This window comes from Myxococcus sp. NMCA1 (assembly GCF_026810205.1).
In the GTDB taxonomy this organism is placed as follows: domain Bacteria; phylum Myxococcota; class Myxococcia; order Myxococcales; family Myxococcaceae; genus Myxococcus; species Myxococcus xanthus_A.
In genome coordinates this window covers 847126-870688 of record NZ_CP113950.1, presented here as the reverse complement: position 1 = coordinate 870688, position 23563 = coordinate 847126, and the positions used below count along the sequence as shown (strand labels likewise).

Sequence of the window (23563 nt, the reverse complement as noted above, 5' to 3'; positions counted from 1 at the left end):
CCCGCCTGCCCACCAGGCGCGGCACGGAAGCCGCGCTATCGCGGCCCCGCGCCCGCAACCGTCGTCAGCCGAACAGCTCCTTCACCTTGGCGAAGAAGCTCTTCGACTGCGGGTGAGACTCCTCGCCGGAGGCCTCCGCGAACTTCTCCAGCAGCTCGCGCTGCTTCGACGACAGCTCGGTGGGCGTCTCCACCACGACGCGCACGTGCTGGTCTCCCCGCTGCTGGCTGTGCAGGTGGGGGATGCCCTTGCCCTTGAGCCGGAACACCTTGCCGGACTGGGTGCCGCTGGGGACGGTCATCTTCACCTTGCCGTCCAGCGTGGGGACGTCGATTTTCGCGCCCAGCGCCGCCTGCGTGAAGGAGATGGGCACCTCGCAGAAGACCTCGTACTCCTCGCGCTGGAAGAGCGGGTGCTCCTTCACGATGACGGTGACGTAGAGGTCACCCGGCGGACCGCCCCGGTCTCCCGGTTCGCCCATGCCGGACAGCCGCACGCGCGTGCCGTTGTCCACGCCGCCGGGGATGGCCACCTCGATGACCTCCTCGGAGGGCACCTTGCCCGAGCCCTTGCAGCGCGTGCACGGGTCCGGCACCACCGCGCCCGTGCCGCCGCAGTCACCACAGGGCCGGGACACCGCGAAGAAGCCCTGGGTGTAGCGCAGCTCGCCGCTGCCGCCGCACGCCGAGCAGGGCCGGGGCCCGGTGTTGCTCTTGCTGCCGGAGCCGGAGCAGGTCTCGCACTTCTTCGGCCGGGGAATGGTCACCTTGGGCCGGCAGCCGAAGGCCGCTTCCTCGAAGGTGATTTCCAGGTTGTAGCGCAGGTCCGCGCCACGCGAGCTCGTCCGCCGCCCACCCCGGCCACCGCCGAAGATGTCGCCGAAAATCTCGCCGAAGATGTCGTTGATGTTGACGCCCTGGAACCCGCCCCCGGCGCCACCAAAGCCGTCGAAGGGGTTGCCCGCGTGCCCGAAGCGGTCGTACTTCGCCCGCCGTTCAGGGTCGCTCAGCACCTCGTAGGCTTCCGAGGCCTCCTTGAACTTCTCCTCGGCGTCCGAGTTCCCCGGATTGCGATCCGGGTGGTACTGCAGCGCCACCTTGCGGAACGCGCTCTTGAGCTCCTGCGCGGAGACAGACTTCTGGACGCCCAGGACCTCGTAGTAGTCGCGTTTCTGACCCGCCGCCGCTGACATTGATTACAACCCCTGGAATTTGCTGTGCTTTTCTGCGCTGCGTAAAATCTCGAGTCACTATAACGCAGCGAAACGCACCGGCAATCCAGTGGGGACACGCGCCGCCCGCGCCCACCCGGCGCCGGGCGGGCATCCGGGCGGGTGGCGTGGCGGGAAGAGAGGGAGCCGTCAGACGGTCCACACGCGGTTGGCCGTCAGCTCCATCCGGGCCAGCCTGCGTTTGAGTCCCGGGTCCACCGCGCCCGTAGCGGCCCACTTGGGCACCACGAAGTGGAGCTCCGCGTTGTACAGCTTCGCGGCGCTGGCCAGGAGGCTCCAGCGGTTCTCCGCCGTGGGGTCGTCCACCATGTGCGGGGTGACGATTTCCAGGATGATGGGCGTGCGAGCCGAATCCGACTGCCTGCAGGTGAAGTCGGGGCGATGGTCCTCGATGGTCCCCGACAGGATGGGAGGAGGCATGAACCCGGGGAGGCGCGCCTTGATGTCCGTGTAACCGATGGTGCGGAAGTACTCGGCCATCAGCCACAGGAGCCGCCGGCGCTCCTCGTCCTCCACCACCGGCTCACAGCCCGGATTGAACAGGGCCTCTTTTTCGTTATTGGTTTCCATGGCTCCCCTGAACCTGTCCGCAGGGTTGAAGGTGGGCAATGGAACTGGCCCGGGCGCCGCAAGCGCCCGGTGGCAGGGCAGCCAACAGGGCACCAGCCCCCGAAACCCGGTAGCCTTGGACCTTCTGGCGACTCAGTGACAGAGTCCGCCGCCGAACAGTGGCTCCCCGTCCTTCTCCTCACGTCTATCGTCGGCTCCTCGGCTACCTCCGCCCGTACCGGCTGCTGCTCGCCGCGGGTGTAGGCGCGTCGGTGGCCGCGGCCATCGCCACGTCCGCCTATGCCTGGGTGGTGGGCCCCCTGCTGCGCGCGCTGCTCACCCACGAGCCCGTCACCGTCGCCGGGGTATCCCTGCCGGGAGACGCCCTGCTCAAGCGGCTGCCCCTGCTCGTCGTGGCCGTGGCCATCGTGAAGGCCACCGCGCAGTTCCTCCAGGGCGGGCTGATGCAGCGGCTGGGGCAGCGCGTGATGGCGGACCTGCGCGGGTTCCTCTACGGACGGCTGCTCGGCCAACCGCCCGCGTTCTTCGAGCGGCGGCACTCCGGCGAACTGCTGGCGCGCTTCACCGCGGACGTGCCCCTGGTCGAGTTCTCCGTGACGCAGGCGCTCACGTCCTACGTGAAGGACGGGCTGCAAATCATCGCGCTGCTCGCCACCTGCTTCCTCATCGACAAGACGCTGTTCCTCTTCACCTTCGTGGTGGTGCCGGTGACGGTGCTGCCCATCAACCGCTTCGCGCGCTCGCTGAAGAAGGTGGCCGCGCGCTCGCAGGAGCGGCTGGGCTCGCTGACGGCGCTCACCGCCGAGCAACTCCAGAACCTGCCCGTGGTGCAGGCCTTCCGCGGGCAGCCGCGGGCGCTGGAGGCCTTCGAGGTGGAGGCGGACAAGTACCTGGGGGAGATGCGCCGCTCGCTCTTCCTCCGCGGCGCGGTGAGCCCCACGGTGGAGCTGCTGGGCATCGCCGGCGTGGCCATGGCGGTGGCCTGGGGCGCGCGCGCGGTGGCGGCGGACCCTGCGTTGGCGGGGCGGCTGCTCTCCTTCATGGCCGCCGCGTTGCTGCTGTACCAGCCCGTGAAGTCGCTCAGCGGCACGCTGTCGCAGGTGCTGACGGGCATGGCCGCCGCGGAGCGCCTCTTCGCCATGGCGGACGAGCCGTCCGCGCCGGACGTGGGTGACGCCGCCGGGCCGCTGTCGCGCGAGCTGAGGCTGGAAGGCGTGCGGGCCACCTACGCGGACGGGCGCGAGGCGCTGCGCGGGGTGGACCTGGTGGTACCCGCTGGCGCGCGCGTGGCGCTGGTGGGGCCCTCCGGAGCGGGCAAGACGACGCTGTTCTCCGTGCTGCTGGGCTTCTTGCCCACGTCGGGCGGACAGGTGCTGTGGGACGGGGCGCCGCTGACGGCGCTCCAGCCGTCCAGCGTGCGCGGCCAGGTGGCGTGGGTGCCCCAGGAGCCGGTGCTCTTCTCCGGCACCGTGCGGCACAACCTCCGCCTGGGCCGGCCCGAGGCGACGGACGAGGAGCTGTGGGAAGCGCTGCGGCTGGCGCACGCGGACGACTTCGTCCGCTCGCTTCCCGGCGGCCTGGATGAGCTGGTGGGCGAGCGCGGCGGCCGGTTGTCCGGCGGACAGCGGCAGCGGCTGGTGCTGGCGCGGGCCTTCCTGTGCCGCCCATCGCTGCTGCTGCTGGACGAGCCCACCAGCGCGCTCGACGCGGCGAGCGAGGCCGCGGTGGGAGAAGGCCTGGTGGCCCTGATGAAGGGGCGCACGGTGCTCGTCATCGCGCACCGGCTGTCCACGGTGCGTGACGCGGACCTGATTGCCGTGGTGGAGGCCGGCCGCGTGGTGGAGGCCGGCACCCACGCGCAGCTGCTCGCCCTGCGGGGCCGGTACACGCAGCTCCTGGGCGAAGGCGCTGTCGCGGCGTGAAGCGGCGCGCGGCCCTGGCTGATGCCGGACACCCCGCCCGCTTCCGTCCTTGCACCCCCACCGTCGCTCTGCCAGCGTCCTTGGCTGACTTCAATGCGTCCCCGGGAGCCCCTGTCCCTCAACGCCCTGCTGCTCGTCCCCGCCCTGGCGCTCGCGGCCCTGGCGTGTGTGGCGGTGTCGGCTCAGCAAGGAACCCTGGCCACCGCGGCCACCCTGACGCTGCTGCTGCTCCCCGTCGTCTTCCGGTTGTGGACACGCACCTGGTACCGCGGGCTCGTGCTGCGCGGCGTGGGCGTCTTCCTCATGGGCATGCACGTCCCCCTGCTGCTGGCCGGCGTCCTCGCCTACGGCCGCATCGGCTGCAGCGGCGGCGGGTGTCCCAAGCTCTACCTGCTGGGTGTGCTCGTCTCTCCTGTCGCAGGGGTGCTGGCGAGCGTCATCTACTGGCTCGTGGGTCGTCCCCCGGTCTAATTTCACAGGCTTAACCGGAGAGACTACTCTCTCCTGAAATGCTCGTTCCGCTCCGGCTTCGTCTCGCGCCCGGCCTGGCCGTGGCGCTGGCCGTGCCCATCACAGTGTTCGTGTGGTGCTTCACACTGGGTCCCCTGCTGGAGGGGATGGCCGGCGTGTCGCACGCGCTCCAGGCGGCCGGGCCATTCGCCGCGCTGGTGGCGATGGCGCTGGCGCTGGAGGTGCCGCTGCTGTCCCTGGCGCTGGTCAGCTCCGGGATGGATCGGCGGGTGCCCTTGTCCGCGATGCTGGGGCTCGCCACCTTGCCGTGGATGCTGGGGTTGATGGGCACCGAGGTCCTGATGGACCGGGTGCTGGTGTCCCTGCCCCGGCTGGACACGGTGGAGGCGGGCCTGGTGCTGGCGACCAGTACGGGAGAGGCCATGGCGCCGCGGCTGCTGGGCGCCTGGACGAGCACCGCGCTGCTGCTGGGACTGGCGCTGGGACTGGCGCTGGCGCACTTCGGCCCCACGGGCTTCCGGGAGGCCGCGGCCCCCCGCAACCGCGGACTGCTGCTGGCCAGCGGCGTCTCCGCGTCCCTGGCCTCGGTGGCCATGGTGGGCGCGCTCGAGGCCCGCCACCTGCTGAGCTTCCTCACCAGCCTGGCGCGGATGCCGGACGCGGAGCGCTCGGAGTTGATCGCCACGGGGCTCGCCGCGACGGCGAACCTGCGCGCGCTGCGGTGGACGTGCACCGGGGTGCTGACGGTGCTGGGGCTGACGCTGATGGCCCGGCGCGCCGGAGAAGACTCCCACACGCCGCTGGGCTGGTCCGCCCGGCTGGTGCCCGCTACCGCGGTGGCCGTGCTGCTGGTGCTGGATGCGCACCCGGTGAGCTCCGCCACGGAACACGCGCCCGTGGCCATTCCCGCCGAACACGGCGAGAGCCCCTCGGGGAGCATGCCGCAGCCGCCCTCCGGAGACGTGAGCCCCGCTCAGCCCATCAAGATGAACGCCAGCATCCCGAACCCCACCAGCAACCCCAGGGCGAGCACCAGCAGCATCGTCATGCCCTCACCGGGCCGCACCACCGGAGGCGTGACCTCCTCCACCACCGCCACCGCAGCGGGCGGCACGTCGAAGACGGCGGCCTGAGCCGTCGTCACGACTGGCGCCTCCACGGCGGGCAGCGTGGGCTCCGAGGGACGGGTAAGGCCGCCCTTCATCTCCAGGCCCTCGCGTGCCAGCGCCAGCACCCGCTGCATGTGGAGCAGGTAGCGGTCCTGTCCCGTGTACGTGCCCATGGCGAGCGCGGCGCGCATCAGCCGCTGCGGCACGAGCTCCGGGTCCGTCTGGACCACCGCCGCGGCCGTGGGCTTGCCGCCGCCGCGCTCCAGGTAGCCGGTGCGCACGCCCTCACCGCTGGCCCACACATAGTGGTCCTCCAGCAGCGTGAGCTCCTGCCGGCGCACGCGCCCCTCTGAATCCACCAGGGACATCAGCTCCGCGCCGTCCGGGCACAGATGCCAGACGGTGCGCAGCCCATTCTCGCCGGGCGGGCCTTCCACCGCGTGGACGCGGTAGAGCGCCTGCACCGCGGTCTTCAACGTTTCCACGGAGGTTTCTGCCATTTGTGAACGGAGACTAGGTGCGAAGGTCCCGAAACGGAAGACGACCCGCTGCTCGTCTGCCTGGCAGCCCCGCTCCTCTCGCACCCGGAGCCTCCCTACTGTTCACACCAGGAGGATTGAGCCATGGCCATCACCCTTCCTGATGAGCCCATCGAGACGCCCTTCGAGGTCCCTGCCAACCGCCCCGAGGTCACTGACGAACCCACCGACGCCTTCATGAAGGCGCAGGTGAGCTGGGATGGCTGGGCCGCGCACGGAGGCGGCCACGTCCCGGAAGACTACGCGTGGACCTCCAATCCCAAGGAGCGCCAGGACGAACTGATGGGCGAATGGCCCGGCGAGTCATGAAGCCGCGTGCGCCCGCCCGCCCGCTGTGCTTAGCGTGCCCGCCCACATGAGCCGCTCCCGCGACAGAGGTGATGACTTCCAACGCCACTTCGAGGGCGCCCAGACGCTCGACGGCCTGCTGGACCTGGCCGGCAGCGGGCTGGACAGCGCCCAGGTCCTCGAACGCATGCGGGACGCCCGCGCCAATGGCACGCCGCCCAGCGACGTCATCCCCGCGCTGTTCGACGAGGAGCCGCGCTTCCCCTCCCCCGAAATCGCCCGGCGCCTGTACCAGAACCTGCTGGGCCTCTGGGATTTGGTGGCGGAGGGAAAGCACGTGCGGCTGGAAGACGAGGCCCGCCCGCCCCGCCCGAAGAAGGTGAAGGCCCCCGCGCCCGCGCCCTTCCACCCGGGGACGCCCTCGGGCGAATTCGTGGAGGCCGCCTGGCGTTACCTGGAGGACGACGAGAAGACGCGCACGCGCTTCACCCATGCCTTCGAAAACCGGCAGGACGCGCTGCTGGGCGCGCTTGACGCGGCGGCGCTCACGGACGAAGGATATGGCGTCGCCCGCCACCTGCTCCTCGAGCTGTACGCCATGCTGGAGCTGGGCTGGCCGCCGGGACTCACGTCCATCAAGCCGGCGGTGCTGGAGGCGGACACGGATGCCCCGCCAGTGCCTCAGCCGCTGAAGGACTACGCGGACGAGGCGCTCTTCGAGGCGGAGCAGGACGAGGAGCAGCCCCTGTCCTCCCAGGAACTGGAGGTGGTGCGGCGCCTCGTCCATCGCGGACTGGCGGCGCTGTGGGGCGCTCGCAAGGAGAGATGAAGGATGGCCAAGGACAGGGACGACAACGGCGGCGGCGGCTTCTCCGGCAAGCGAAGCAAGAGCTGGCGCGAAATCGACGCGGGGCGCGGCAAGGGCAGCAAGTACACCTCCCGCCAGGACGACCCCGCGCAGCAGAAGCTGGAGCGCAGCGCGAGCTACCAGAAGTACAAGGCCGCCGCGGACGCGCTCTTCACCGGCGGCGAGCTGCCTGAAGGGCTGGCGAAGACGTTCGACCCCGAAGGCAAGCGCAAGGCCCAGAAGCAGGCCATGCAGAAAGTGACGGAGTCCGAGACGCGCGCCGACTGGGTGAAGGCCGTGGTGGACTACCTGGAGAAGTACCCGGAGCTGCCCGAGGACGCGTACTTCCTCGACAGCCTGCTGGACCACCCGCGCGAGCGCATCGTCGACAAGGCGCTGGCGAAGCTGGAGGTCCTCGGAGAGGAAGGCAAGCTGAAGACCAAGGTGCCGCAGAGCCTGGACCAGCGCCTGAAGTCCGTTGAGCTGACGAGCATGGATCCGGACATGCAGGGCCGCGCCAAGGCGCTGCGCGAGAAGCTGCGCGCCTGAGCTTCAGCGCACGACGGCGGCGGGCCCGGGCGGCGGCGGTGGCACGCTCCGTCCGCCGCGGTACACCAGCACCACGGCCCGCTGGTTGGCCTCGCCCGACTCGTGGACCACGCGCAGCTCCTCGCCCGCGCGCACGTAGAAGGACGTCTCCCCTTCCTCCAGCCTCCAGCCCGCGCGCGTGAGCGCCTGGGCGTAGAAGGCGTCCACGGCCTCGCCAGACAGGGGGACATGGAAGGCAAGCGTCCGTGAGCTCTCGCTGTTGACGCGCAGCACCTGGCTGGCCTGGGGCGGCATGGGCGCGAAGTCCCCCGCCGCCGCCGGGTCCCTGCGCAGGGCGTGATTGGCCTCACCGAGGTACATCTTCGTGGTGCGGTCCGGCTGCGGCTGGAAGATGACGGTGTAGGTGATGCCCCGGTGGCCGTCGATGGCGGTGAGCATCACCGCGCCGCTGGCGAGCTGCGGCTGCTCATGGCCCGGTGGCAGGTGCAGGCCCGCCTGGATGAAGGCGTCCGCGAAGCGCTGCACCAGGTCATCCATCCGCTCCTTCGCGTGCACGGCGCGCAGCGCGACGGGGATGCCCCCTGCCTCGACGATTTCATTCGACTCGACGGTGTCGATGACCTGCACGCGGGGCCAGGCGAAGCGCGGCCGCGCGGAAGCATCGGGCTGCGCCGGAGACGCGGCGGGTGCCTTGCTTGCCGAGCCCCGTGCAGCCACGGGTGCCTTCGCCGCCGTGCCCTGGGCCACCACCGGCGCCGCGCCGAGCAGGCACGCCGTGACGAGCAGCCCCCGGCGCCACGTCACCGCGGCACCCCGAGCCAATGGTTCACCCGGCCCACGTTGTGCGAGCGGATGTTGGGCGCGTCGAAGGGCGTCACCTCCCAGCGCGTCTGGCCGCCGGCGTGCGTGGAGCCGAGGTTCTCCTCGTAGTTGTTCTCCTCGCCACGGAAGCTCATGAAGAACTGGTCCTCGTTGACGCCAGCCGCGCCGGTCAGCGCCGCCAGCGCGGAGCCGTCGTTGCCACCCGCACCGTTGGCCCGGTACACGCGCTGCGCCCACTCGTAGTAGTCCGGGTTGGCGCACCGGCGCGCGCCGTTGATGTTGAGCGCGCAGGCCCGGCCCTCCTCCACGCCGCCCAGCCCCCAGTCATCCAGCAGCATGCCGAAGCGCGCCGTGCAGCGGCCGCCCGAGGCACGCCCGGCGGCGCACACCGTGAAGGCATCAGCGGCCCGGCGCTGGGACACCTTGAAGAACCCCTCCCGGCCATTCTCCAGATAGCGGCCAATCCGGACGCCGCGAATGCTCGAGGACGCGGTGCACCCCATGCCCTGCGTCCCCATGGCGATGGTGCCGGCGAGGTCCGGGTCGGCATCCGCCATGGAGAGGCCGCGCACGGTGCCCGGCAGCTCCGGGCGGCAATCCACCTGGATGGGCTGCGCGCGGGCAATGGCCTGCTGGACGGCCACGCCCGTGCGGCCCATGCGCTGACGTCCGTCGAAGTCCGAGTAGCGGCCGTTGGCCTCCGCCTCGGCGGCGAGCACCGTGCCCCGTCGGCCCCACTCATTGTCCTGCGGGTCGTGCATCACCCGGCCGGTGGCGTTCCACATCGCGAAGTTGGCGGCCTCCTGCACCTTGAGCGTCAGCGCGCCCACCTCGGCGAAGTAGATGCCGAACAGCAGGATGGTGACGAACACCATCGTCCCCAGCGCCGTCTCCACCAGCGACTGGCCTCGTGCGTGGCGAGCCCGCATGTCAGTAGCCCCTGTCGCCAGGGCCACCGCCCCGGTAGCCCACGGAGTGCAGTTCGCGCAGTGCCCGCGCGTGTCCGGCGAAGCCCGCGGCGGACAGGCTGTCCGCGGGCCGGTCATCCCGGGCGCCCTCCGCGCTCACCAGCGTGGCGCGCCAGAAGGGGTTGAGGAAGTTGGGAGGCTCGCGCCAGCCGCCGCCCTGCGCCGCGGGCCGGGGTCGGTGGTAGTAGACCATGCCGGCGGAGAGGGCCACCTGGTTGCGGTGCACGTCCTCGCGGCCCGTGGGGCGAATGCGGCCCAGCGGACTGCTGTTGTCGAACTCTGTTTCGGTCCCCGCGAAGCGGAAGCGGAAGAAGAGGTTCCACGGGTCCGGACGGGCCTGGCGCTCCGCGCTCGCGTAGTCCCGGTACAGCATGCTGTACAGCTTGGGCTGGCCATAGTGGTTGGACGCGCCGGCGTGCAGTTCGTCCACGTTGTAGCCAACGGAGTAGGGCCAGATGCCGGGGCACACGACGCACGCGCCCAGCGTGTGCGTTTCGTAGGGCGGCTTGCCGTCCTCCGGCGCCTGGCCCGGGGGCATACGCGCGCCGTAGACGTGCTGGTCCTCGTGCGTCTGCTCCTCGTCGGACATCACCCATGCATCCGTCGCGATGGGTGGAAGCGTCGGCGCTCTGGTGCAGCGCGTGGGGATGACGACGCGCCCGTGGTCATGCGCCGTCGAGTTGCGGCCCGACACGGTGTGGTACGACGCGGGGTCCATCTGCGACACCGAGCCGTAGCGGCGGAAGCTGGTGGAGATGGCGGCGCCGCCGGTGCCGAAACCGGCGGTGCCTCCCGGACGGTTGTGGACCCACGTCCACCCCATGCTCCCCATGGTGGCGTTGAGCGCGGGGGTGCCGCCGCCCGAAGGGCAGAGCGCTCCGTCTCCCACGCCGCAGCCATAGGTGCCCGCCTTGATGGACTGGATGACGGCGTCGCGCTCCGGGACGTCGTTGCCCCCATTGAGCTCGGAGAAGCTCTTGGCCGCGCCCTCGGGCGGCGCGCGGAGCTCCGAGCTGACCGCCTGCGCGACACGCCGGGTGAGCTCCTGCTCCGCGATGTGCTCGCTCAGGAGCTTGCCGTAGATGTTGAGCCCGGCCTGGAACATGTTGCCGGCCCGCCCCTGGAGCTGCTGCACCTGCATGGCGGCGGCCGCGTCCGCGGCGAACCACACCGGCGGCGGGATGGAGCCGGGGCAGGCCACGTCGTGCGCCGCGTATTCCTGGCTGCTGTGGCTGATGAGCGACTGGGTGCCGGCCATGGCCACCATGTGCGCCACCTGGGCGCGGTTCATCACCGCGATGGCGTTGAAGGCGCGCGCCGTGGCCACCGCCTGGCTGTAGGCGGCCGCGTCGGCGGCCATCTGGATTTCGACGCGCTCCTTGGCGCGCATGCCGAAGCCCAGCGTCATCAGCACCATCAACGTCAGCAGCAGCAGCGTCAGCGCGAACAGCACCAGCGCCTGGCCTCGCCGCGAGTGCCTCACGAGCCGTGGAGATTGCACGCGGGACCTCCCATGAAGTACTCGGACATGACGGGCGTCATCATTCGCATGGCCGCGTTGACCTGGATGGGGAACACGAAGTGTCCCTCGTCGCTCCAGCGCACCATGCGCGTGCCCAAATCACCGCCGGGCCAGCCGTCGCGCCCCAGCGTGGCGCTCGTCTCGCCCCACCACGCGGAGCGGCGCTGCACCGGCATCAGCGGGTTGGCCGCCGTGTAGCGCCGGAGCCGGAAGTGGGCCAGCAGCATGCGGCTCATCACCCAGTTCGCGAAGGGGACGCGCATGTAGTACCAGGCCACCATGCGTATCTCCAACGTGCGGGCCCGAAGCGCCGCCGCGTTGTCCGTGGGCTGATCAAAGAGCAGGTCCTCGCCCCCCGTCAGCTCCTGCGCCCAGCCGGCATCCGGCGACTCCCGGACGATTTCAATCAACGGCTCGTTGAAGTCGCGCCCGTAGGAGCTGCGCACCCGGAATTGGTTGTGACGGCGGGGGGAAAAGGCCGCCGCCAGGTTTTCCGCGCTGTCCGTGCGCGCCACCGTGGGCAGCATGGTCACCAGCGCCGCGTGCATCATCGGCAGGCAGTTGCCGTGGTTGATGCTGCCCGCGCGCACCGCCCGGTATGCCGCCACCTGCGCCAGGATGCGGGCCTGGAGCATCATGAAGAGCTGCAGTGTCCCCAGGACAAGGAACACCACCAGCGGAAGGGTCAGCGCCGCTTCCACCGCGGCCTGTCCCGACTGACGTCGTGTGCGTGGGGTGCCTCGGTGGATCATGCGAGCCTCCACCATCCTATTTCTCGTTGATTGAGGAATCGGTCAAATGGCCCGCCATCCTGAAGACGCGCGATTTCACTAGGAGAACAAAAGCAGAAACTCTGGAAGTCCCAGCAACACGACATCGCGCGTCAACAGGCGGACATTGGGCGGGGCGCCTCAGCGGTTGAGGACGAAGCCGCAGGCGGAGTCGAGCACCACCTTGGCACCCGCCAGCGCGTCCAGCAGCCGGGCGTAGTGGTTACGCTCCGCGTCCAGCTGCGCCTCCACGGCCTCCGTGGAGAGGCCCTGGTGTCCCAGGGACAAGCGCAGGCGGGCCACGGCGGCGTCGCGCTCGGCTTCAATGGCCTTGCGCGCCCGGGTGGCCAGCTTCGCCAGCTCCGCCTCGGCGGCCTTCTGGCCCACGGGCACCGCCGCGTCCACGAAGTCCGCGAAGCCCGGGAAGGCGCGCGCCACCTCGTCGCCCTTGAGCGAGCGCCCTTCCGTCTCCAGCGCGGGAAGCAGCGCGGTGTCGGCCTTGGGGCCGCCGGCGCCGTCCACCACGGCCACGTGCAGCAGCGTGCGTTCCAGGAAGCGCGCCAGCTGGCGGCTGGGCACCCGGGCGCCAGGGGACGTGTCCTCTGGCTCCGGCAACTGGGCGTGGAAAAGCAGCTCCACGCCGCGTCCCTTCTGGGGTCCACGCCGCTCGATGAAGCGGAAGGCGCTGCGCCCGTAGGGGCCGTCTCGCAGGAAGCCGAAGAGCGCCTCCACCAGCGGGTGGCCGGTGGCGAAGTACTCCAGCTCCTCCGCCTCCACCGCGGTGTCGCGCCAGAAGGTGCCCAGCTGCGTGCGGTCCTCCATCACGTCGATGCCCGGCAGCCCGTCCACCTTCAGCGCGTGGCCGAACTGGAAGGCCACCTGGAAGGCCTCCACCTGCTCGTCGGTGTCCACGCCGATGCCCACCCGGCGCGCCAGCTCCGTCACCGTCTCCTCCAGCCGCTCGTCCAGGTCGCGCGCGATGCCCCACAGGCCATCCTCCACGCCGGACGCCTCCGCCTCGCCGTCCTCGTCCTCCTCGTCGGCCTCGATGCCCATGCGCTCCTGCGCACGCTTCACCAGGCGCTCCACCGCGGGCCGGTCGAAGCTGCGCACATCCAGGAGCGGGTCATACGCGCGCTTCACCTGCGCGCGCGCCGCCTCCACGCGGGCCTTCAGCTCCTGCGCGTAGGCCATGCGGGCCTCGCGCGGCATCAGCGCCAGCTCGGCCAGCCGCGCCTCCACCTCTTCCAGCACCGCGTCCAGGCCGCCCACCGTCTCGCCGAAGACGCCCACCGCGTCCGCCAGCAGCATCAGCACGTCGGAGGCCAGCGTGCCCGCCGGGTCGAAGACGTGAATCTCCACCGGGTGCGTCTGGCCGATTCGGTCCAGGCGGCCAATGCGCTGCTCCACCGTGGCCGGGCTCCAAGGCAGGTCGTAGTGCACCAAGTGGTGCGCGAACTGGAAGTTGCGGCCCTCGCCACCGACTTCGGTGCACAGCAGCACCTTGGGCCCTTCCGGGTCACGGAAGCGCGCCACCTGCCGGTCGCGCTCCACCAGGGGCAAATCACCGTGGTAGCCCAGCGCCTCCACGCCCTCGCGGCCCAGCTCGGACTGGAGCGCGTCCAGCGTGTCGCGGCTCTCCGTGAAGACGAGCACCTTCGCCGCCGGCTCCGACTTCCAGACGCCGCGCAGCACGCCCAGGAAGGCGCCGAACTTCGCGTCGCGCGACGGCAACCGCAGCGCGTCCGCATGCCCCTTGAACACGGGGATGGCGCGCACCGCGCCCGCGAAGGCGGCGGGGCTGGACTCCAGCCGGCGCAGCACGTTGCCCAGCGGCGCGCCGCGCAGGCTGGCCCCGGCGAGCACCGCCAGCGCGGCGTCGCGGACCTTCAGCTCCTCGGCGGGCAGCGTCACCGGGTGGCGGTGCAGCCGGCGCGTGGAGAAGCCGCCCACCACCGCGCGGCGGTTGCGCACCAGCCGGTCACTGAGGCTGTACGTCTCCGACAGGTGTTGCAGCAGCGCGTCGCGGTCCTTCAGCGAGGACAGTTTCGCGTCCTCGGGGAAGCGCTTCGCCAGCGCCTGCACCGCGGCGGACGGCTTGCCACCCTCCATCAGCGCGCGCACCGCGGCGGACAGTTCTTCCTGACGCTTGAGCCGCTCCTCGAAGCCCGCGACGGAGGGCGCCGTGGCCGCGTCGATGAGGGTGAGCAGGCCGTGGTACTCCGCCGGGTCCAACTGCATGGGCGTGGCGGTGAGCAGCAACAGGCCCCACGTGTTCTTCGCCAGCACCTGCGCGGCCTCGAAGGCGCGCTCGCCCTTGAGGTGGTGCGCCTCGTCGATGATGACCAAATCCCAGAAGGCGTCCTCGCCGGCCAGCGCGCGGCGGTGCTCCTCGCTGCGCTGGAGCAACTCCAGGCTGGTCACCACCAGTGGGAAGCGCGCCCAGGGAGACACCTCCGGCGCTTCCTTCAGGGACTGCGCGTAGCGGTCCGAATCCATCAGCGTGAAGAGCTGGTTGAACTTGTGGAACAGCTCCACCAGCCACTGCACGGTGAGGTGGCTGGGCGCCACCACCAGACAGCGGCGCGCCAGTCCGGACAGGCGCAGCGCGCTGAACACCATGCCCGCCTCAATCGTCTTGCCCAGGCCCACCTCGTCCGCCAGCACGAAGCGCGGACGGCTGGCGGACAACACGCGCTGCACCACGCCCACCTGGTGCGGCTTCACCATGATGCGGCTGGCCAGCAGCGCGCCCAGCGCGTCACAGCGGCGCTCGTCGTCCAGCACCAGCGCCTGCTTGCGCAGCGTGAAGGCCCGCGCCTCGCCCACGCGGCCCTCGCGCAGGGTGGTCAGCAGGTCGGAGCGGGGCGGCAGCGCGCGCAGCGAGGACTCGGGGAGCTCGTCCTCCTCGTCGTTTTCCACGTAGCGCAGCACGTAGCGGCGCAGACCGCGCGCCCCCGGCTCCTCGCGCACCACCAGCGCCAGGCGGCCCTTGTAGGTGATGACCGGCTCGCCCGGAGGCAGCGGGTACTGCACCAGGGCGCCCCCCTTGGTGGACACCAGCACCGGGGCGTCTTCCCGGGCGGGAAAGGCGACGAGCGCCTTGGCGCCGTCCTCCTGCAGCGACAACAGATGCCCCACACCCCATTCGGGCTGCGGGAGGTAGCGGACCTTCGAACCTTCGACGAGAGACATGGACGTCCGCTCATAACCCCCCGTCCGGATGAAGGCCATTCCATGACAGCCTCCCGTGACGGCCTTTCGTCGGACGGAGCGCCCTCCGGAGGCCCGCACCGCACGGCCCGAGCCCCCCTGGGGCGGACCCACCCCGTCCACCAGGACGATGTCTTCCAGCGTGCAGTATGGGTGATGCTTTCCTTACCGACGGCACGCCCGACAGGGTGCCTTGGGGGGGAGCCACACATGATGCGCCGTTGGACGTTCGCTCAGCGAGTGAGCGCGGGCCTGTCCGCCTGCCTGTTCGCCGGGTTGCTGCTGCTCGCGACGCTGCTGTCCGCCGTCTACGCGCAAGCCAGCACGCCCGTGGGCCACGGCGCCCTGCCCCAGGCCGTGCTGGCGGGGCTGCTGGGTCTGGCCTGCGTGGCGGCGCTGGGCTTCGTGCTCCACCGCGCGCTGGCGCCGCTGCACGCGCGCCACGAGTCCAGCGAGCAGCACCTGCAGCTCCTCATGGACGGGGTGACGGACTATGCGCTGTGCTTCCTGGACCGGCACGGCCGGGTGACGGCGTGGAACGCGGGCGCCGAGCGCCTCACGGGCTGGTCCGAGGTGGAGCTCGCCGGACGCGACGCGGACCGCATCTATCCGGTGGACGAGGTGGCCGCTGGCGTGCCCCGCGCGCACCGTGAGCGGGCCGCGCGCGAGGGGCGCCTGCTGGCGGAGGGCTGGCGGGTGCGCCGCGATGGCAGCCGCTTCTGGGCGGAGACGCTGCTCACCGCGCTGTACGACGCGCACGGGCGACTGCGCGGCTTCGTGAAGGTGACACGCGACATCACCGAGCGCCGCCGGATGGAGCGGGCCCAGGCGCTCTTCGCGGAAGCCGGTCGCGTGCTCCAGCCGCTGTCAGGCGCGCGCGAAGTGGGCGAGGCCCTCACCCGACTGTGCGTGCCCGAGGTGGCCGACGCCTGCATCCTCTTCCTCCCCTCCGAGGACGGCACGGTGCGTCCGCACGCGGTGGCCTGCGAGGACATCGCCGCCACCCACCGCATGTGGGAGCCGCTGCTGCGCTGTCCGGAGGACGGCGAGGTGGGCCCCTCCCGCGTGGTGCGCACGGGCCGCAGCGAGCTGCTGCCGGAGCTAGACAGCGCCCGTCTCACGCCGGCGCTGGAAGGCAGCGCGCACGGCGAGCTGCTGGGCGCGCTGGGCGTGACGTCCGCCCTCACGGTGCCGCTGGCGGTGGGCTCGCGCGTGCTGGGCGCGCTGTGCTTGATGTCCACCGGCACGCACCGCCGCTTCGGCGAGGTGGACCGGGCCTTCATGGAGGAGCTGGCGGCGCGCGCCGCGCTCGCGCTCGACAACGCCCGGCTGCTGGCGCAGGCCCAGGGCGCGCTGGAGCTGATTGGCATCGCCGCGCATGACCTGGGCAACCCGCTCAGCTCGCTCCAACTGCGGCTGCGGCGCATGTCCATGCAGAGCGCCGGCACCTCCGACACGCGGCTGCGCGAAGGCCTGGCCGGAGCCGAGGGCGAGACGCTGCGCCTGGGCCGGCTGGTGCACAACCTCCTGGACCTGTCCCGCCTGTCGGCGGGCCGCATGGTGCTGGACACGGAGCCGCTGGACCTGGCGCACCTGGTGCGAGAGGTGGTGGAGCGCCACCGCGACCAGGCCAACGCCGCGGGCTGCGCCCTCAGCATCCGCGTGGAGGAAGGCGCCACCGGCCAGTGGGACCGGCAGCGCCTGGACCGCGTCGTCACCAACCTGCTGAGCAACGCCCTCAAGTTCGGCCGCGGCCACCCCGTGGAGCTGCGCGTCCAGGCCGACACCCACTGCGTCCGCTTCGCCGTCCGGGACGGCGGCATCGGCATTGGCGTGGAAGCACAGCAGCGCCTGTTCCACCGCTTCCAGCGCGTCCATGCCGGCGGACAGCACCCCGGCACCGGTTTGGGGCTCTACATCGTCCGCCAACTCGTCGAAGCCCACGGGGGCACCATCCACGTCCAGAGTCGAATCGGGGAAGGCGCGGAATTCACAATTGAACTTCCCCGCAGGACAAACAAGGAATCCTGCTCAGTGAATGAAGTACAGGTATGACCTTGTAGGTGAGGCGGCCCTGCGGGGCAGGCATTCATCTCCTTGAAAACACAGCAGGTTTGACTCCAGGCGGATTGTTTTCCCAGAAGTTGAACAAATCTGCTGGTTGCAGATAATCTTCGTACGGCCAAAAAGGCTCGAACCGGGGAAACCCGGAAACGGGAGAGGCCCAGCCCACACCGCCCCATAGGCGACGGGTTACACGGCCCACTGGCCCCAGGCGCCATGGCGGCGTCGGCTTTTACACGTACGAGGAGTTGCACCATGGGTGGACTTGGAGCCCCCCGGGCCCTGCTCGCGTCGCTCGCGGGGCTGATGCTCGCCTGCGGCGGACAGGATGCCCCGGACGCAGCCTCGCTGGACGCGCAGGCGCTGGACATGGCCTCGCTGGACACGGCTTCGCTGGAGACGGCCTCGCTGGACGCGCGGTCCGCGGACAAGACGCTCCTGGACGCGGACCCCCAGTCGCTGCTGGGTGGCTGGCCGTGGCCTGGCAACAAGACGCCCGCGGTGGCGCTGGCGCTCGAGGTGAAGAACGGCGTGGGACAGCCGCTGCGCGTGCGCGAGGGCTCCACCTTCTTCATCAACCAGATTGATATCCGCACCTTCGTCACCTCCACCCGGGACGAGGGCCTGCGCAACCTCATCGCCCAGAGCGACTTCGGCGGCCTGGGCTGGTGGGGCGTGCGTCAGGTGGACCAGGAGTCCATTGGCGCCCCGGGGCCCTATACCCGCCGCCGCTTCTTCCGGAACGCGGCGTGGATGGACCTGCCCAGCCACTTCATCGTGGAACCGGTGGACTCGCGCGGCCGGCTCACCGGCGTCCCCATCCTGCTCAACGCGGGCACCGAGCATCAGCGCCGTGCGGGCATGGATGACTTCTTCATCCGCCGCTTCCGCGGCATCCAGACGGCCTCCGGCTGCGCCACGCCCGACGACTGCTCGGCCTCCACCGACTTCGAGGAAGAGGCCATCCTGGAGCTGCGCAACGCGTACGAGCACGCCCAGCGCCAGACGCTCACGCTGCGCTCTGACACCCGCACGCTGCGCCTGCGCTGGAGCCTGCGTCCGGCCGCGCCCTACGAAATCCCGGTGGAGCAGGTGCGCGACGGGCGCTACACCTACGGCTTCCGCATTGGCGTGGAGGCCCTCACCCCGCCTCGCCCGGACGGCACCTATGCCCCCGGCACGGAAATCAGCTTCCAGCTCACCCTGCGGGACGGCGCGGGCAACCGGCTCCACGACAAGGGATACCTGCCGCCCTACAACGAAGTGGCCCCCGACGGCACCGACTCCGGGCTGCAGTACTACCGGGCCTTCTTCGACGCGACGACCACCTACTACCGGCGCAAGCACCGCGAGCGCATGCTGATGACGCAAATCATCGGGCCGGCGCAGAACATCCAGCCCATCCGCTCCATCGTCGCCCTGGAGGCCTTCCTGGACCCCGAAGTGGACGAGCAGGTGGTCGCCACGCCCGAGCGCGACGGCGTCTTCTCCCAGTTCGCCACCCTGCCCTTCGCCAACGTCCTCTTCGGCGGCGCCTTCGTGGACCCGAACCTCTGGAACCAGCCCAACACGGACACCTGGCAGTTCAAGCTGCCGGACAACGCGGTGCCCGGCACCTACCTGGTGACGGTGAAGGGCCGCCGCGCGTACCTGGGCGAGGACATCCCCGGGACGACGACCATTGAAATCCAGGTGGGGACCCCGCAGCGCACCCAGCCCAAGCTGACCACCGGCCCCTGCACCTCCTGCCACAGCAAGGGCGGCGAGCTGAGCGTGGTGCTGCACGCCAACGACAACCGCGCCGCGTGCGCCGGGTGCCACGCCCCGCTCGCCTTCGAGCTGGAGGGCCCCATCTTCGTGCGCACCCACTTCATCCACTCCCGGTCCAACCGCTTTGACGCACCGCTCCACCAGTGCTCGTCCTGTCACCTCACCAAGGAGAGCATCCAGCGCACGAGCAAGGCCGCATGCCTGTCCTGCCACAAGAGCTACCCGGACAGTCACGTGGCGCAATTTGGACCCATCGAGAGCATGTACGTGGGGGGGGGCGCTGAGTCTTTCCAGCAGTGCACCGGCGCCTGTCATACTCGGCACCCCGGCAGCGGCCTCTAACCCCCGCTCGCGCACCCCGGAGTTCCTCCATGGCTCAGGTCAAGATGCAGACGGCTCGCACCACGCTGAGGGAGCCAGATGCCGCCGCGGAGGACCTCCTGAGTCAGCTGGGCAGCGGTACGCCCCGCCTGGTGACGATGTTCGCCTCGCGGGAGCGTGACCAGCACGCGCTCAACCGCGCCGTGCGTCAGCGGCTGCCGGCGGGCACGCGCCTGATTGGCGCCACCACCGCGGGCGAGCTGGACAACACCGGCATCCACGAGGGCAGCGTGGTGATGAGCGCCCTCTTCGGTGACTTCGAGGTGGGCCTGGGCCTGGGCACCGGCCTGTCCGTGGACGCCATCAGCGCGGGCGCCGCCTCCATCAAGCGCGCGTGCGAGGACCTGGGCGTGCGGCAGCAGGACCTGGACCCGCGCCGGTTCGTCGGCCTCGTGATTGACGACGGCTTCCGCTACAAGAAGGAAGAGCTGCTGCTCGGCATCCTCGAGAAGTGCCAGACGCTGGTGCTGGTGGGCGGCGGCGCCAGCGACACCAACCGCGACCCGGCCAAGCAGTCCGCCATGGTCCACGTGGACGGCGAGGTCGCCACCGACGCGGTGCTGGTGGCCCTCTTCAAGACGAGCGCGCCCTGGGCCGCGCTCCGCTCCCACTGGTACGTGCCCACCGGTGAGAAGCTCACCATCACCAAGGTGGATGAGAGCCACACCCGCGCGCTCGAAATCGACGGGCACCCGGCGGCCAAACGCTACGCGGAAATCCTGGGCGTGGGCGTGGACGAGCTGGAGTTCGGCACGCCCCGCGGCTTCGCCGTGCGCCCCACCGCCCTGCGCGTGGGCCGCGAATACTTCATCCGCGCCGCCTGGAGCCCGCAGGAGGATGGCTCCATCCTCTTCGCCAACCTGCTGGAGGAAGGCACCGAGCTGGAGCTGATGAAGCTGGGCGACATGGCCGGCATGACGCGCAGCTTCTTCACCGACGAGGTACCCCGCAGGGTCCAGAACCCCCAGGCCGCCCTGCTTTTTCACTGTGGTGGACGCATGTGGTACGCCAGCGCCACCAACACCGCGCAGCAATTGGCGGAAACGCTGAAGGCCGCGCCCACCGCCGCTGGTATGAACGTGCACTTCGAAATCTATTCGGGGTTCCACATCAACACCACGCTGACCGCGCTGGTCTTCGGGGCGAACTGAGCCATGGCCTCCTCGCAGCCTCCCTCTGAGTCTCCGGCGGACAATGCGTCCCTCCTGCTCGTGGCCGGCGAGCGTGAGTGCCAGCGCGTGGAGGAAGCCCTCCAGCGCGCGGGCGTGACGGTGGTGACGGAGCGCGCCACCACGGCGGCCGCGGCGGAGGCCGCGCTGTCACGCACGTGGGGCCTGGTGCTGTGCGGCTCGGAAGTCCCCGACATGGGCTTCGCCGAGGTCCAGGCGCTGTGGAGCAAGCACGGCAAGGAGCTGCCCTTCGTGGTGCTGTCGCGCGACTGGAGCGAGGACACGCTGGAGGCCAGCGTGCGCGCCGGGGCGCTCGACTACATCACCGAGGACCGCTTCAGCCGGCTGGTGCCCGTGGTGCAGCGCGAGCTGCGGATGACGGCGGACCGCCGCCGCCACACCGCCACCGCGGTGCAGTTGGAGCGCACCAACTACTTGATGGAAAACATCATCGACGCGATTCCGTTCGTCCTCTTCGTGAAGGACGCACAGACGCGCCGGTTGGTGGTGGCGAACAAGACGTTCGCGGACGCCTTCCGCGTCACCAAGCAGTGGCTGCTGGGGAAGCTGGACCACGACTACTTCCCCAAGGAGCAGGCCGAGTCGTTCATCGCCATCGACTCGGAGATTCTCGAATCCAAGCAGATGAGGTCCTTCGAGGAGGTGGCCCGCGCCGACGGCGTGGACCGCATCTTCGCCACGCGCAAGCTGCCCCTGCTCGACGAGCACGGCGTGGCCCGCTACGTGATGGGCGTCACGGAGGACATCACCGAGCGCAAGCAGCATGAAGAGATGCTGCGCGCGTCCAAGGCGGAGCTGGAGGCGGCCAACAAGCAGCTCGCCGCCAGCCTGGAGGAAATCAAGCGCACGCGCGCCGTGTCCGCCCGTTCGCTGGCGTCCTACCAGCAGCGCGCGCTGCAGATGGAAATCATCCGTCAGCAGAACGAGGACCTGGACCGGCTGGCCCAGGAGCTGGCGGTGGCCAAGCGCAACGAGGAGGAGCGCGCCCGCGAGGCGGAGGCCGCCGCCCGCCTCAAGAGCGAGTTCCTGGCCAACTTCAGCCACGAAATCCGCACCCCGCTCAACGGCATCATCGGCTACTGCGACCTCCTGATGCGCGAGGAGGGCCAGCGGCTGACGGCGCACGGCCGCCGCGACCTCAACGTCGTGAAGACGAACGCGAAGACGCTGCTGGCGCTCATCAACGACATCCTGGACCTGTCCAAGATTGAGTCCGGCCGCGTGGAGGTCGTCACCGAGCAGGTGGACGTGCAGGAGCTGGCCGAGGAGTGCCTGGCCACGGTGAAGGAGTACCTCAAGGGCAAGGACGTGGCCCTCACCACCAACATCGACCCGTCCGCCCGCATGCTCCGCTCGGACGCGCTGAAGCTGCGGCAGATCATGCTCAACCTGCTGAGCAACGCCGCCAAGTTCACCGACGCGGGCGAGGTGTCGCTGAGCCTGGTCCCCGCGGGCGGCGAAGTCATCATGACGGTGGAGGACACCGGCGTCGGCATCCCGTCCGACCAGCTGCCCTTCATCTTCGAGAAGTTCCGCCAGGTGGACGGCTCCACCACGCGCAAGGTGGGCGGCACCGGACTGGGGCTGGCCATCGTCCGTGAGCTGTCCCGCGTGCTGGGCGGCAACGTGTCCGTGACGTCCACGCTGGGCCGCGGCACCACCTTCACGGTGCGCCTGCCCACCACCCTGGAGTCGCCGGACAACGGCGGCGGGCCGCACCTGGAGCGCGGCGTGCCCGTGGCGGAAGTGGCCCAGCACGTGGGCACCATGGCGCAGCCGGGCAGCACGGTGCTGGTGGTGGACGACGACCCGCTCATCCAGCAGCTGGTGGCCGGGCAGTTGGAGCCCGCCGGCTTCAAGGTGGTGGTGGCCGAGGACGGCATCGCCGCCCTCAAGCGGGCCCGCGAGCTGCGGCCCCAGGCCATCCTCCTGGACATCCACCTGCCCAAGCTGGACGGCTGGTCGGTGCTCAGCCAGCTCAAGAGCGAGCCCTCGCTGGCCGGCATCCCCGTCATCCTCATCTCCGTGGAGGAGCAGCGCGCGCGCGGCTTCTCCCTGGGCGCGTGCGAGTACCTCGTCAAACCGGTGGAGCCGGAGCGGTTGGTGGAGGTGGTGCAGCGAAGCCTCCACCAGGCCCCTGGCGCCACCACCAGCGTGGGCGAAGTGCTGGTGGTGGACGACGACTCGGCCACCCGCGAGCTGGTCAGCCGCAACCTGCGCCGCGCCGGCTTCTCCACCTCCGAGGCCCGCAGCGGCGAGGACGCCCTGCTCAAGGCGCGCGTCTCCCCGCCCGCCCTGGTGGTGCTGGATTTGATGATGCCCAACCTGGACGGCTTCGAAGTCCTGCGCCGGCTGCGCGCGGAGAAGCTCCAGGTGCCCGTGGTGGTGCTCACCGGCAAGACGCTCTCCGCGGAGGAAGAGGCCCTCTTGCGTGACGGCTTCGCCGGCTTCGTGAAGAAGGGCGGCCACGCGCTGGAGGACGTCATCGCCCAGGCCAAGGGCCTGCTGCTGTCCCAGCGCGCCGCCAGCGCCGGCAAGCTGGCCCGCATCCTCTATGTGGAGGACAGCGCGCAGAACCGCGACATCGTCCGCCGCTACCTCAACGGCCACTTCGAAGTCATTGAAGCGGAGGACGGCGAGCACGGCTTGGAGCGCGCCATCCGCGACGCCCCGGACCTCATCCTGATGGACCTGTCGCTCCCCCGCCTGGACGGCTGGGAAGTCACCCGCAGGTTGCGAGCCCTACCCGCCGCGGCCAATGTTCCCGTCATCGCGGTGACGGCACACGCGGGGCGGGAGTACCAGGACAAGGCACACGAGGCCGGTTGCACCGCGTACCTCACCAAGCCCCTTGATCGTGACCAGTTGCTCGAGATGATTCGAAAGCATCTAGGGAGAACCCATGTCTGAAGAAAAAGCGCGCGTCCTGGTGGTGGACGACGACCCGGACCTGCTCGACCTCGTACAGCGCTCGCTGAGCGCCTACGGCTTCGAGGTGCTCACGCACACCTCCGCGCTGGGTGTCTCCAACCTCGTCCGCTCGGTGGAGCCGGACTTCGTCCTCATCGACGTGAACTTCCCCGCCCTCAAGGGCGACAAGGTCGTCAACCTGGCGCGCCAGTACGCGCTGCCGAAGACGAAGTTCATCCTTTATTCAGCATCCGACGAATCAAAGCTGCGCTCACTGGCGCTCGCGTCCGGTGCGGACGGATATATCTCTAAAAGCGTGCAGGGCGAGGAGCTGGCCCAGCGCCTGCGCGCCTTCCACCTGAAGCCCCGGCCACCCACCCCGACGCCCGCCCCCTGAACGCCGGATGACATGCCCGCGGGTACCGTT

General features: G+C 70.4%; 18 protein-coding genes. 10 read left to right on the top strand and 8 right to left on the bottom strand.

The features are described 5' to 3' along the window. Nucleotides 1-64 precede the first annotated feature (64 nt). On the bottom strand, nucleotides 65-1192 hold the full coding sequence (gene dnaJ / locus OZ403_RS03845; protein ID WP_140797195.1) for a molecular chaperone DnaJ: 1128 nt from the start codon (nucleotides 1190-1192) through the stop codon (nucleotides 65-67). A gap of 168 nt (nucleotides 1193-1360) precedes the next feature. Further along, entirely contained in the window at nucleotides 1361-1801 is a 441-nt protein-coding gene (locus OZ403_RS03840; RefSeq protein WP_140787337.1) for a hypothetical protein, read from the bottom strand. A 158-nt stretch (nucleotides 1802-1959) separates the two neighbouring features. Between OZ403_RS03840 and OZ403_RS03835 the strand changes: the two genes are divergently transcribed. Further along, the gene (locus OZ403_RS03835; RefSeq protein WP_140853012.1) at nucleotides 1960-3723 is read left to right on the top strand and encodes an ABC transporter ATP-binding protein; all 1764 of its coding nucleotides are present in this window, start codon (nucleotides 1960-1962) and stop codon (nucleotides 3721-3723) included. Nucleotides 3724-3816: 93 nt separating this feature from the next. Further along, nucleotides 3817-4194: a hypothetical protein gene (locus OZ403_RS03830; RefSeq protein ID WP_140787333.1), complete on the top strand. Its 378-nt coding sequence runs from the start codon at nucleotides 3817-3819 to the stop codon at nucleotides 4192-4194. Between the two features lie 973 nt (nucleotides 4195-5167). Here OZ403_RS03830 and OZ403_RS39425 read toward each other — a convergent pair. Then, complete coding sequence (locus OZ403_RS39425; protein WP_328285502.1) at nucleotides 5168-5788, bottom strand: hypothetical protein; 621 nt, start codon at nucleotides 5786-5788, stop codon at nucleotides 5168-5170. A 138-nt stretch (nucleotides 5789-5926) separates the two neighbouring features. Here OZ403_RS39425 and OZ403_RS03820 point away from each other — a divergent pair, with 138 nt between their 5' ends. Genes OZ403_RS03820 through OZ403_RS03810 form a run of 3 tightly spaced genes read left to right on the top strand, consistent with a single transcriptional unit; the run spans nucleotide 5927 to nucleotide 7526 of the window. Next, complete coding sequence (locus OZ403_RS03820) at nucleotides 5927-6151, top strand: hypothetical protein (RefSeq protein ID WP_011550870.1); 225 nt, start codon at nucleotides 5927-5929, stop codon at nucleotides 6149-6151. 46 nt (nucleotides 6152-6197) lie between these two features. Continuing rightward, nucleotides 6198-6959 carry a hypothetical protein gene (locus tag OZ403_RS03815; RefSeq protein WP_268783495.1) on the top strand — a complete coding sequence of 254 codons (762 nt, stop codon included), beginning with the start codon at nucleotides 6198-6200 and terminating at the stop codon, nucleotides 6957-6959. Between the two features lie 3 nt (nucleotides 6960-6962). Then, complete coding sequence (locus OZ403_RS03810) at nucleotides 6963-7526, top strand: hypothetical protein (protein WP_140787326.1); 564 nt, start codon at nucleotides 6963-6965, stop codon at nucleotides 7524-7526. A 3-nt stretch (nucleotides 7527-7529) separates the two neighbouring features. Here the strand turns inward: OZ403_RS03810 and OZ403_RS03805 are convergent, their stop codons facing one another. From OZ403_RS03805 to OZ403_RS03785, 5 genes are all read right to left on the bottom strand, one after another. Further along, nucleotides 7530-8348 (bottom strand): hypothetical protein, encoded by an 819-nt coding sequence (locus OZ403_RS03805; RefSeq protein WP_268783494.1) that lies wholly within the window; start codon nucleotides 8346-8348, stop codon nucleotides 7530-7532. Then, complete coding sequence (locus OZ403_RS03800; protein ID WP_268783493.1) at nucleotides 8327-9277, bottom strand: hypothetical protein; 951 nt, start codon at nucleotides 9275-9277, stop codon at nucleotides 8327-8329. Before OZ403_RS03800 ends, OZ403_RS03805 begins: the two co-directional genes overlap by 22 nt. Before the next feature lies 1 nt (nucleotide 9278). Beyond that, complete coding sequence (locus OZ403_RS03795) at nucleotides 9279-10817, bottom strand: pilus assembly protein (RefSeq protein WP_140787319.1); 1539 nt, start codon at nucleotides 10815-10817, stop codon at nucleotides 9279-9281. Further along, the gene (locus tag OZ403_RS03790; RefSeq protein WP_140787317.1) at nucleotides 10796-11605 is read right to left on the bottom strand and encodes a TadE/TadG family type IV pilus assembly protein; all 810 of its coding nucleotides are present in this window, start codon (nucleotides 11603-11605) and stop codon (nucleotides 10796-10798) included. The genes OZ403_RS03795 and OZ403_RS03790 overlap by 22 nt, the downstream gene beginning before the upstream one ends. A 144-nt stretch (nucleotides 11606-11749) precedes the next feature. Then, complete coding sequence (locus OZ403_RS03785; protein ID WP_268783492.1) at nucleotides 11750-14803, bottom strand: helicase-related protein; 3054 nt, start codon at nucleotides 14801-14803, stop codon at nucleotides 11750-11752. 228 nt (nucleotides 14804-15031) lie between these two features. On the opposite strand from OZ403_RS03785, the gene OZ403_RS03780 reads away from it, so the two are divergent. The 5 genes from OZ403_RS03780 (at nucleotide 15032) to OZ403_RS03760 (ending at nucleotide 23533) form a co-directional block, all read left to right on the top strand. Beyond that, on the top strand, nucleotides 15032-16876 hold the full coding sequence (locus OZ403_RS03780; RefSeq protein WP_268783491.1) for a sensor histidine kinase: 1845 nt from the start codon (nucleotides 15032-15034) through the stop codon (nucleotides 16874-16876). Nucleotides 16877-17101: 225 nt separating this feature from the next. Next, nucleotides 17102-18997, top strand: coding sequence for a cytochrome C (locus tag OZ403_RS03775; RefSeq protein WP_140787309.1), 1896 nt, complete (start codon nucleotides 17102-17104; stop codon nucleotides 18995-18997). Between the two features lie 29 nt (nucleotides 18998-19026). Continuing rightward, entirely contained in the window at nucleotides 19027-20187 is a 1161-nt protein-coding gene (locus OZ403_RS03770; protein WP_268783489.1) for an FIST signal transduction protein, read from the top strand. A gap of 3 nt (nucleotides 20188-20190) precedes the next feature. Continuing rightward, a complete protein-coding gene (locus tag OZ403_RS03765; protein ID WP_140787304.1) occupies nucleotides 20191-23136 on the top strand; it encodes a response regulator in 2946 nt (981 codons plus the stop codon). After that, a complete protein-coding gene (locus OZ403_RS03760) occupies nucleotides 23129-23533 on the top strand; it encodes a response regulator (RefSeq protein WP_013936116.1) in 405 nt (134 codons plus the stop codon). Before OZ403_RS03765 ends, OZ403_RS03760 begins: the two co-directional genes overlap by 8 nt. The last annotated feature ends 30 nt before the right edge of the window (nucleotides 23534-23563 follow it).